This is a genomic window from Streptomyces sp. NPDC001890, assembly GCF_042891445.1.
Classification (GTDB): Bacteria; Actinomycetota; Actinomycetes; order Streptomycetales; family Streptomycetaceae; genus Streptomyces.
In genome coordinates this window covers 693,796-704,423 of the sequence record NZ_JBIATE010000003.1, presented here as the reverse complement: position 1 = coordinate 704,423, position 10,628 = coordinate 693,796, and the positions used below count along the sequence as shown (strand labels likewise).

Annotated in this window: 10 protein-coding genes; 2 read left to right on the top strand and 8 right to left on the bottom strand. The window is 72.3% G+C overall.

Translation table 11 applies throughout. The features are described 5' to 3' along the window. Nucleotides 1–388: 388 nt before the first annotated feature. Nucleotides 389–1,378: a GlxA family transcriptional regulator gene (locus ACFYY1_RS14560; RefSeq protein WP_388584654.1), complete on the bottom strand. Its 990-nt coding sequence runs from the start codon at nt 1,376–1,378 to the stop codon at nt 389–391. A gap of 74 nt (nt 1,379–1,452) precedes the next feature. Between ACFYY1_RS14560 and ACFYY1_RS14555 the strand changes: the two genes are divergently transcribed. Next, nucleotides 1,453–2,037 (top strand): cysteine hydrolase family protein, encoded by a 585-nt coding sequence (locus ACFYY1_RS14555; RefSeq protein WP_388584653.1) that lies wholly within the window; start codon nt 1,453–1,455, stop codon nt 2,035–2,037. Nucleotide 2,038: 1 nt separating this feature from the next. Here the strand turns inward: ACFYY1_RS14555 and proC are convergent, their stop codons facing one another. The 6 genes from proC to ACFYY1_RS14525 form a co-directional block, all read right to left on the bottom strand. Further along, nucleotides 2,039–2,848, bottom strand: a complete 810-nt coding sequence (gene proC / locus ACFYY1_RS14550; RefSeq protein WP_388584650.1) for a pyrroline-5-carboxylate reductase — start codon at nt 2,846–2,848, stop codon at nt 2,039–2,041. Between the two features lie 74 nt (nt 2,849–2,922). Beyond that, nucleotides 2,923–3,711: an ABC transporter permease gene (locus ACFYY1_RS14545; RefSeq protein ID WP_388584647.1), complete on the bottom strand. Its 789-nt coding sequence runs from the start codon at nt 3,709–3,711 to the stop codon at nt 2,923–2,925. Further along, nucleotides 3,708–4,475: an ABC transporter ATP-binding protein gene (locus ACFYY1_RS14540; protein ID WP_388584645.1), complete on the bottom strand. Its 768-nt coding sequence runs from the start codon at nt 4,473–4,475 to the stop codon at nt 3,708–3,710. The genes ACFYY1_RS14545 and ACFYY1_RS14540 overlap by 4 nt, the downstream gene beginning before the upstream one ends. A 31-nt stretch (nt 4,476–4,506) precedes the next feature. Beyond that, a complete protein-coding gene (locus ACFYY1_RS14535) occupies nt 4,507–5,373 on the bottom strand; it encodes a class I SAM-dependent methyltransferase (protein WP_388584642.1) in 867 nt (288 codons plus the stop codon). An 80-nt stretch (nt 5,374–5,453) separates the two neighbouring features. Next, complete coding sequence (locus ACFYY1_RS14530; protein WP_388584639.1) at nt 5,454–5,975, bottom strand: hypothetical protein; 522 nt, start codon at nt 5,973–5,975, stop codon at nt 5,454–5,456. 55 nt (nt 5,976–6,030) lie between these two features. Next, a complete protein-coding gene (locus tag ACFYY1_RS14525) occupies nt 6,031–6,366 on the bottom strand; it encodes an SH3 domain-containing protein (RefSeq protein WP_388584637.1) in 336 nt (111 codons plus the stop codon). Between the two features lie 124 nt (nt 6,367–6,490). Here ACFYY1_RS14525 and ACFYY1_RS14520 point away from each other — a divergent pair, with 124 nt between their 5' ends. Further along, entirely contained in the window at nt 6,491–8,695 is a 2,205-nt protein-coding gene (locus ACFYY1_RS14520) for a PQQ-binding-like beta-propeller repeat protein (RefSeq protein ID WP_388584634.1), read from the top strand. Nucleotides 8,696–8,729: 34 nt separating this feature from the next. Here the strand turns inward: ACFYY1_RS14520 and ilvD are convergent, their stop codons facing one another. Beyond that, a complete protein-coding gene (gene ilvD, locus ACFYY1_RS14515; RefSeq protein WP_388584632.1) occupies nt 8,730–10,583 on the bottom strand; it encodes a dihydroxy-acid dehydratase in 1,854 nt (617 codons plus the stop codon). Nucleotides 10,584–10,628 lie beyond the last annotated feature (45 nt).

Sequence of the window (10,628 nt, the reverse complement as noted above, 5' to 3'; positions counted from 1 at the left end):
GACTCTATCAGACTCTTTCGTGTCCGATTCCCGGTCGAAGCGGGATCCTGCTTTTCGCTTTCCAGTTCTTCGCTTTCGCGTTTCCCTTTCCGGCGAGTCCGACTCTATCAGATCCTTTCGGGCCTGATTCCCAGTCAGCGGGGCTTGTCTTCCCGGCCGTTGGGCCGTTCCGACGAGTGAGACTTTAGCGGAATCCTGGGCCCCGACGCTAATCGGGGTTCACGCTCCTTCGAACGTGGATTCCTCATTCCGCAAATGCGCACAGAAAGTCCGGCGACAGATGTCGCTGGTCAGATGTGGTTACTGCGGGATGGCTGTCCGGGGACCGACCGGAGTCGGCGCTCACGTCGGACAACTCGGAGCACTTTACGGATGCGGGCAGGGCGTGTCAACCCCGGGCCGGGTCCGGTTGCCGGTGGAAGGCCAGGCGGTAGTCGCGGGGGCTGGTGGACAGGTGGGTGGCGAAGTGCTGGCGCATGGTGATCTCGCTGCCGAAGCCGGTGCGGCGGGCTACCTCGGGGAGGGGGAGGTCGGTGCGTTCCAGGAGCTTCTGGGCTGCGGCGATGCGTTGGGTGATCAGCCAGCGCAGCGGGGTCGTGCCGGTGGTGGCCTGGAAGTGGCGGGCGAAGGAGCGGGGGGACATTCCGGCGCGGGCGGAGAGGGAAGCGACCGTGTGCGGTTCGGCCAGATGGGCCAGGGCGAAGGCGCGTACCGCGGCAAGGGTGTCGGCGTCGCGGTCGGCGCGGGGGGTGGGGTGCTCGATGAACTGGGCCTGGGTGCCGGTGCGGAACGGGGCCGTGACCATCGAGCGGGCGATCGTGGCCGCGATCTCGGCCCCGTGCATCGTGCGCACGAGGTGGAGGCAGAGGTCGATGCCGGCCGCGGTGCCCGCCGAGGTCCAGATGTTGTCGTCGTGGAGGAAGAGGGCGTCCTGGGTCACCTTCACGTGGGGGTAGGTGGCGCGGAGGTTGTCGGTGAGGTGCCAGTGGGTGACCGCTAGGCGGCCGTCCAGGAGGCCGGCCTGGGCGAGGGGGAAGGCGCCGCCGCACAGGGACGCGATCGGGGTGGCTCGGGCGTGGGCGCGGCGGAGGGCCTCCAGGACCGGGGCGGGGGCCGGGGTCAGGTGGTCGTCGAGGCCGGGGACGACGATCAGGTCGGCGCGGGCGATCCAGGCGAGGGTGCGGTCCGGGGTGAGGGAGAGGCCGCCGCGCAGGGCGATGGGGGCCGGTTCGGCGGCGGCGCGGCGCAGCTCGAAGGGCGGGACGCCGCGGGCGGTGCGGTCGACGCCCCAGACCTCCGTGATGACCGAGACGTCGAAGGCGCGTACGCCGGGGAAGGAGACGAGCGCGATGCGGGTGGGATCGGAGGGGGTCGCCATCGTGGCAGTAAACCATCGGTCGATGACTTTTTGACCTCTGGGGCATGGCGGTGCCGGGCGGCAGGATCGTTCGCATGGAGATTGCAGAGAACGCGGCGCTGGTCGTGATCGACGTACAGAACGGCTTCGAGGACGAGGCGTACTGGGGGCCTCGGAACAACCCGGAGGCGGACCGGAACATCGCGGGGCTGATCGATGCCTGGCAGTCGAGCGGGCGGCCGGTGGTGTTCGTACGGCATGACTCGCCCAAGCCGGATTCGCCGTTGCGGGTGGGGCAGCCGGGGAACGATTTCAAGGGGTACGTGGAGGAGCGGCGCGGGAAGGGCGGTGGGCCCGAGCTGCTGCTGACGAAGAGCGTGAACTCCGCCTTCTACGGGACACCCGATCTCGCCGAGTGGCTGGAGCGGAGCGGGATCCGGCAGTTCGTGGTGGTCGGGATCCAGACCAATATGTGCGTCGAGACGACGGCGCGGATGGGCGGGAACCTCGGGTACGAGGTGTTCGTGCCGCTGGACGCGACGCACACCTTCGATCTGACCGGGCCGTGGGGGTGGACGCAGAGCGCGGACGAGTTGGCGCGGGCCACCGCCGTGTCGTTGCACGGCGGTGGGTTCGCGAAGGTGGTGCGCAGTGCGGAGCTGATCGCTGCCGCGGCGTAGGTCAGCCGTTGCCGGAGGCGAGTTCGCGGCTGCGGTCGCGGGCGGCTTCGAGGGCGGCGATGAGGGCGGCTCGTACGCCGTGGTTCTCCAGCTCGCGGATGGCGCTGATGGTGGTGCCGGCCGGGCTGGTGACGGCTTCGCGCAGCTTGACGGGGTGTTCGCCGCTGTCGCGGAGCATCACGGCGGCGCCGATGGCGGCCTGGACGATCAGGTCGTGTGCCTGGGCGCGGGGCAGGCCGAGCAGGATGCCGGCGTCGGTCATCGCCTCGACGAGGAAGTAGAAGTACGCGGGGCCCGATCCGGACAGGGCCGTTGCCGCGTCCTGCTGGGACTCGGGGACGCGGAGGGTCTTGCCGACGCCGCCGAAGATCGCCTCGGCGGAGGCGAGGTGGTCGGTGGTGGCGTGGCTGCCGGCCGAGATGACGGACATCCCCTCGTCGACGAGGACGGGGGTGTTCGGCATGACGCGTACGACCGGGGTGTTCGCGGCGAGGCGGCCCTCGATGAAGGCGGTCGTGATGCCCGCGGCGGCGCTGATGACCAGGCGGTCGGGGGTGATGTGCCCGGAGAGCTCGTCGAGGAGCCGTCCCATGTCCTGGGGCTTGACCGCGAGGATGAGGATGTCGGCGCGCTTGGCGGCCTCGGCGTTGCTGACGGAGTCGACGCCGTAGCGGTTGTGGAGTTCCTCGGCGCGCTCGGAGCGGCGTGTGGTGACCAGCAGGTTCGCCGGGCGCCAGCCCGCCCGGATCATGCCGCTGAGCAGGGCCTCGCCGATCTTGCCGGTGCCGAGGACTGCGACTGTCTGGGTCATGTGGTTCACCCTCCGGGCTGTGCTGACGGATCTCGGTGCTCGGTGCTCGTGTCCGTCATCCTCGCACCGGTCCGTCAGGCGGTGCGGCGGCGGAGGGTGGCGGCGCCGAGGGCGAGGACGAGGAGGGCGCAGCCCGCCACGACCAGTACGTCGCGGACGAAGTCGCCGGTGACGTCGGTGTGGCCGAGGACCTGGTTCATGCCGTCGACCGCGTACGACATGGGCAGCACGTTCGAGATCGCTTCGAGGAAGGGGGCCATCCGGTCGCGGGCGATGAACAGTCCGCAGAGCAGGAGCTGCGGGAAGATCACGGCGGGCATGAACTGGACGGCCTGGAACTCGGACGCGGCGAAGGCCGAGACGAACAGGCCCAGAGCCGTGCCGAGCAGCGCGTCGAGCAGGGCGACCAGGAGCAGCAGCCACGGGGAGCCGGTGACGTCCAGGCCCAGCGCCCAGACCGAGACCGCGGTGGCCAGGAGCGACTGGACGATCGCCACGGCGCCGAACGCGAGGGCGTAGCCGGCGATCAGATCGCCCTTGCCGAGCGGCATCGCGAGGAGGCGTTCGAGGGTGCCCGAGGTGCGTTCGCGCAGGGTGGCGATCGAGGTCACCAGGAACATCGTGATCAGCGGGAAGATGCCGAGGAGCGAGGCGCCGATGGCGTCGAAGGTGCGGGGGCTGCCGTCGAACACGTACCGGAGCAGGGTGATCAGCACGACCGGGACCAGGAGCAGCAGGGCGACGGTGCGGGCGTCGTGACCGAGCTGGCGCAGGACCCGGGCGGCGGTGGCGAGGGTGCGGGCCGGGCTCAGGAGCGGGGTGCCGGTCGCCGGGGCGGGTGCCGGGGGTGGTGTGGTGCTCATCGGGTGGGCTCCTGACGGGTGGCGGCCTGGTCGACCATGTGGAGGAACGCCGCTTCGACGGTGTCCGCGCGGGCGGCGGTGCGCAGCGCCTCGGGGGTGCCGTCGGCGAGGATCTCGCCCTCGCGCATGAGGAGCAGGCGGTGGCAGCGTTCGGCCTCGTCCATGACGTGCGAGGAGACCAGGAGCGTGGTGCCGCGGTCGGCGGCGAGGCGGTGGAAGAGGTTCCACAGGTCGCGGCGGAGCACGGGGTCCAGGCCCACGGTGGGTTCGTCGAGGACCAGGAGTTCCGGGGTGCCGAGCAGGGCCACGGCGAGGGAGGCGCGGGCGAGCTGGCCGCCGGAGAGGGTGCCGGCGAGCGCGTCGGCATGGCTGGTCAGGTCGACCTCGGTGATGGCGCGGGTGACGGCGGCGTGGCGGGCGTCGCGCTGTCGGCGGCCCGGCAGGAGGATCGCCGCGAAGTAGTCCAGGTTCTGCCGGACGGTCAGGTCGGTGTAGACGGACGGGTCCTGGGTGACGTATCCGATGCGCGGGCGGAGGGTGGGGTGGCCCGCGGGGCTGCCGAGCACGTCGAGGGTGCCGGTGACCTTGGCCTGGGTGCCCACGACGGACCGCATCAGGGTCGATTTCCCGCAGCCGGAGGGGCCGAGGAGGCCGGTGATCCTGCCGGGTTCGACGGTGAAGTCGATGGAGCGCAGGACCGTGCGGTCGCCTCGTACGACCGTGAGGCCGTGGGCCTCGATGGCGGCACCCCGGTTATTCATCATGTGATGAATATGGTCCCGGGGTGCCTGCCCGTCAAGAGGCGGGGCCGGGGCCGAAAGGGGCCGGAGCGAGGGCGACGGCCACGCTCAGGTCGACCGCGTAGCTCTCCTCGACCGTGCCGTCCGGGAAGAGTTCCGCGAGCCGGGCGCCCTCCTCGGTGAGGAAGCGGCGCGTGGGTTCCGCGCCGAGGACGAGGAAGGCGGAGTGGCTGCCGAGGTTGGCGAGGTGGGTGTCGAGGGGCACCCGCCGGGTCCAGGGAAGCCGGCGGTGCGCGAAGTCGAGCCCGGACGGCAGGTCGCGGGAGCGGACGGCCGAACCGTGGGCGGAGTCGCCGGCGCCGAAGAAGCGGCGCAGCCGGGCGTCCTGCTCGGCGATCCACGGGACGGAGTGGTCGAAGACGTTCCACCAGAGGGCGAGGGCGCCGCCGGGGCGAAGGACGCGCAGCGCCTCGGGGGCGGCGAGGGCCGGGTCCGTCCAGTGCCAGGACTGGGCGTACGTGATCAGGTCGGCCGATGCGGTGGCGAGGGGGAGGCGGTTGCCGTCGCCGCGTACGACGGGCAGGTGCGGGAGCGAACGGTGGAGTTCCGCCGCCATTCCGGCGCCGGGTTCGACGGCGGTGACCCGGGCGCCGCGCTCGTGGAGGAGCCGGGTGGAGATGCCCGTGCCGGCGCCGACGTCGACGGTGCGGGCGCCGCGCAGGGGGCGCTGGGCCAGTTCCTCGACGGCGTCGAAGAGGGCGGGCGGGTAGCCGGGGCGGGCCGCGGCGTACTGGGCGGCGGCGCGGTCGAAGGAGAGCGCGCGGGGCCGGGGCGGGGTGGCGCCCGGGGTGGCCGGGGTGCCCGGCGGTGAGGAGGTGGGTGCGGGTGCGGGTGCGGGGCGGTGGGGATCGGCGGGAACCATGGGTTCATCGTGGCTCGCGCCGGAGGCATGCGCCGGTGCTTCTGCCGGGGCGCGGCCGGCCGGTGCCTTTGCCCGGGCGCCTACTTGCGCTTGGGGCGCTTGCCCTTGGTGTTCTTGCGGGCCGCCGGGTTCCCGGTGCGGGCCGTGCGGCGCTTCTCGTAGCGGGCCACGGCCGTCTCGTACTCCGTGCGGTGCAGCTGCTCGCCCGGCGCCTCGCGGAACGTACGGAGGAAGTACGCGATCAGCGAGCCGACGAAGCCGATCGTCTTGAGACCGCGCAGATTGGCCTCGCGCACCGGGTCGGCGGGGCGGCGGCTGAACCCTTCCCAGGTCTTGCGGAAGGCGATGGCGCTGCAGATGGCGAACATCAGCACGACCAGGATGCCGACGAAGCCGCCGACGTCGGCGATCTGGAGCCCCTGGTAGGCGAACCGGAGCACGAAGCAGGCGGCGACCGCGGCGGCCAGCGAGCCGACCGCCGCCCCGGCGCGGCGCAGCCCGTAGCCCCCGCTGTGGTCGACCCAGGTCGTACCGAAGAAGCGCAGGGGCTCGGGCTGCGGGCCGGGCGTGCCGGAGCCGGGGGCTTCGCTGTTCTCGCTCACGAAGCCGATTATCCCCGGGCGGCTGCGGGCCCGGACGCGCCGGGCACCGCCCGGGTCAGTCGCAGCGCGGTGCGATGTAGCCGTCGCTGCCCGTGTGGACGTAGGCGTCCGCCACGAACTGGCCGTTGGCGATGTTGTCCCAGAGGTTCGAGGTGCCGTACGGGCCGGTGACCCGCTCCCCCGGCTTCTGGCAGTAGACCGGGACCCTCATCCCGTACGGGAGGGTCCTGACGATCCCGTACTGGGTGCCCGGTCCGGTGCGGACGTTGACGCGGTAGCCGGGCGCGATCGGGTACCTGGTGACGTCGTCGGAACCGGCGAGCGACGCCACGTCCTCGGTGCCGTCGGTGGTGCCGTCGGTCGTGATGCCGGTGTGCTCGTCCATGGCCATGAGGCCCTCCCCCGTTGAGAGTCGGTGTGTACGACGCGCAGGCTACTAAGCCCCGCTCCGATCGCACGCACCATCGACTAGGCTCCGTGCGTCGCGCTTGCGGACGAACACACGGGGGTGGGCGATGCCGCCGCTGCGAGGTATCGGAACCAATCCGGAAGCGGAGCATCCGGAGTACGCCGGGCAGTACCGTCTTGAGGCACGTCTCGGCGCGGGCGGCATGGGGGTCGTGCACCTGGCCCGATCCGCCTCCGGACTGCAGCTCGCCGTCAAGGTGGTGCACGAGCAGTACGCGGCGAACCCGGAGTTCAGAGCGCGTTTCCGGCAGGAGGTCGGGGCGGCCCGGCGGGTCAGCGGCGCCTTCACCGCGCCGGTCGTCGATGCCGATCCGGACGCCGGACGACCCTGGATGGCCACCCTGTACGTACCCGGCCCCACGCTCGCCGACCAGGTGAAGCGGAACGGGCCGATGGCCCCCGCCGGACTGCGCAGACTGACGGCCGGACTCGCCGAGGCGCTGCGGGACATCCACCGCGCCGGTGTCATCCACCGTGACCTCAAGCCGAGCAACGTGCTGCTCTCCGACTCCGGGCCCAAGGTCATCGACTTCGGGATCTCCCGCCCGTACGACAGCGATCTGCGCACCGAGACGGGCAAGCTGATCGGCTCGCCGCCGTACATGGCGCCCGAGCAGTTCCAGCGGCCGCGTGAGGTCGGGCCCGCCGCCGATGTGTTCGCCCTGGGGGCCGTGCTCGTCCACGCGGCGACCGGCCGGGGGCCCTTCGACTCGGACAGCCCGTACATCGTGGCCTACCAGGTGGTGCACGACGAGGCCGATCTGGCAGGGGTACCGGCGGATCTGGCTCCGCTGATCGGGCAGTGCCTGACGAAGGACCCCGCCGGGCGGCCCACCCCGGACGAGATCATGGCGACGCTGCGCCCGCCCTCGTACGAGGCCGCCGCGTTCATACCGTCGCAGCGGCGGCCGGTAACCGGTCCGGCGCCCGTCCCGGAAGCCGGGACCGGCGCCTCCTCCGGTGCGGACGCGGACACGCACGTGGGCGAGGGTGCGGCGGCGCGGGCCGGGAAGGCGGCTGCCGGAAGCGGCAAGCGGCGGTGGCTGGCGGCCACCGCGGCGCTGCTGGTCATGGGGGCCGGCGGGGTGTGGGCCGTCGGCGCGGGCGTCGATTCCGGCGGGGCCGGTGAGTCGGGCGGTACGGGCGGGACGAAGGACTCGGCGCAGGAGTTCACCCCGTGGCGGACGGCCCTGCGGACCACCGGCAAGGCGACGCCGGTCTGTTCCCCGGCGGACGGCGCCGGGGTGGCGGAGTCCGGTCCGCCCGCGCTGTACTGCGCGACGGGCGGCATCGGTGTCTCCCGGCTGGATCCCGCGGACGGCCGGGTGCTGTGGTCGCGCGACGCCGAGGCCGACGCCCCGGTGGTCGGCGTGGTGTCGGTCTCCGGTGGCCTGGTGCACACGGCGGTGCCGGGCGGGAAGCTCCGGGCGTACGACCCCGACCGGGGCGAACAGGTCTGGGCCGCGGACCTCTCCCCGTACCTGGGCATCCCCTTCGACGCGGGTGACGCGCTGCTGCTGGTCGCCGAGGACGGCACCACCGAGGCGCTCGACTCCGCGACCGGGGTGTCCCTGTGGCGGCATCGGCTCGCCGGGCACCAGCGCCCGGACTACGCGCTGTACGACGCCCGCACCGGGCTGGCCTACGCGTTCGAGCACTCGGCCTACGGATCGACCACGCTGGTCTCCGCCGTCCACGCCACGACGGGGCGCACGGCGTGGCAGCGGCGGCTGGACGGGATGCTGACCCCGGTGGGGACCTCCGACGGCGACCTCGTCATGACGGCCATGAACGGCGACGCCCAGACCGTCGGGCTGGTCCGCTACGAACCGGGGGCGCGGAACGTCGTACGGATGGCGCTGCCGTTCCGGATGAACGAGCCGGAGGTCGTACTGGGCGGGGACACCACCTACCTGCTGGCGCACGGCGGGACGCTGGTCGCCGTCGACACCCGCCCGCCCGGGGGCGGAAAGGCGGTGCGCTGGCAGCTGGAGACCGGTGCCGGACGGACCTCCGCTCCCGTCCTCGCCACCGGGAACCGGCTGTACTTCTCGGCGGCGGACGGGCGGCTGCTGGCCGTGGACACCGAGCACGGGAAGCTGCTGGGGCAGACGGGCCCACGGCTGCGGAACGGTCGGCTCACGTACTCCTCGGCGCTGCCCGCCCCGGTCGCAGCCGGGCGGACCGTCTTCGGGACCGCGCCCGACGGGTCCGTGTTCGCCGTGGACGGACAGGACCCCGCCCACTGGTGAGAGCGGGCGGGGTCCTGATCGGCCGGTGTGCCGGTCAGCCCAGCTTGGACACGTCGCGCACCGCGCCCCGGTCCGCGCTCGTCGCCATCGCCGCGTAGGCGCGCAGCGCGGCCGAGACCTTGCGCTCGCGGTTCTTCGGCGCGTACACGCCGTTCAGCGCCTCGCGGCGGGTGGCCAGCTCGGCCTCGGGGACGAGGAGCTCGATCGAACGGTTCGGGATGTCGATCCTGATCCGGTCGCCGTCCTCGACCAGCGCGATCGTGCCGCCCGACGCGGCCTCCGGCGACGCGTGGCCGATGGACAGGCCCGACGTACCGCCGGAGAAGCGGCCGTCGGTCACCAGGGCGCACGCCTTGCCCAGGCCACGGCCCTTCAGGTACGAGGTGGGGTAGAGCATTTCCTGCATGCCGGGGCCGCCCTTGGGACCCTCGTAGCGGATGACGACGACGTCGCCCTCCTGGACCTGCTTGAGGAGGATCTTCTCGACGGCCTCCTCCTGCGACTCGCAGACGACGGCCGGGCCCTCGAAGGTCCAGATCGACTCGTCGACGCCGGCGGTCTTCACGACGCAGCCGTCGACGGCGAGGTTGCCGTGCAGGACGGCGAGGCCGCCGTCCTTCGAGTACGCGTGGACCGCGTCACGGATGCAGCCGCCGGCGGCGTCCGTGTCCAGCGCCGCCCAGCGCTCGGACTGCGAGAAGGCGGTCGCCGAGCGGACGCAGCCGGGGGCCGCGTGGAACAGCTCGACGGCCTCCTCGGACGGGGAGCCGCCGCGCACGTCCCAGGCGTCCAGCCACTCCTTGATGGAGCGGGAGTGGACGGAGTGGACGTCCTCGTCGAGCAGCCCCGCGCGGTACAGCTCGCCGAGGAGGGCCGGGATGCCGCCCGCCCGGTGCACGTCCTCCATGTAGTACGTGCGGTCCTTGGCGACGTTCGGGGCGACCTTGGCCAGGCAGGGGACGCGGCGGGAGACCTCGTCCATGTCCGGCAGGCCGTAGTCGAGCTCGGCCTCCTGGGCGGCGGCCAGCAGGTGCAGGATCGTGTTGGTCGAGCCGCCCATGGAGATGTCGAGGGCCATGGCGTTCTCGAAGGCCCCGCGGGTCACGATCGAGCGCGGCAGGACGGAGGCGTCGTCCTCGTCGTAGTAGCGACGGGTGATGTCGACGACCGTGCGGGCCGCGTCCTCGTACAGCGCCTTGCGGGCGGTGTGGGTGGCGAGCAGCGAGCCGTTGCCGGGGAGGGAGAGACCGATGGCCTCGGTCAGGCAGTTCATCGAGTTGGCGGTGAACATGCCGGAACAGGACCCGCAGGTCGGGCAGGCGTTCTCCTCGATCCGGAGGATGTCCTCGTCCGAGATCTTGGGGTTCACGGCGTCGGACATCGCGTCGACCAGGTCGAGCGTGCGGACCGTGCCGTCGACGAGCGTGGCACGGCCGGCCTCCATCGGGCCGCCGGAGACGAAGACCGTCGGAATGTTGAGGCGCAGGGCGGCCATCAGCATGCCGGGGGTGATCTTGTCGCAGTTGGAGATGCAGATCAGGGCGTCGGCGCAGTGCGCCTCGACCATGTACTCCACGCTGTCCGCGATCAGGTCGCGGGAGGGGAGGGAGTAGAGCATGCCGCCGTGGCCCATGGCGATGCCGTCGTCGACGGCGATCGTGTTGAACTCGCGGGCGATGCCGCCGGCGGCGGTGATGGCCTCGGAGACGATCCGGCCGACCGGCTGGAGGTGGGTGTGGCCGGGGACGAACTCCGTGAAGGAGTTGGCCACGGCGATGATCGGCTTCCGGCCGATGTCCGCGCCGGGTACACCGGAGGCCCGCATAAGGGCGCGGGCGCCCGCCATGTTGCGGCCGTGGGTGACAGTGCGGGACCTCAGCTGGGGCATCGTCTCTCGCTCCTTCGACGGTTAAGACTGCCTCCGAGCGTACGC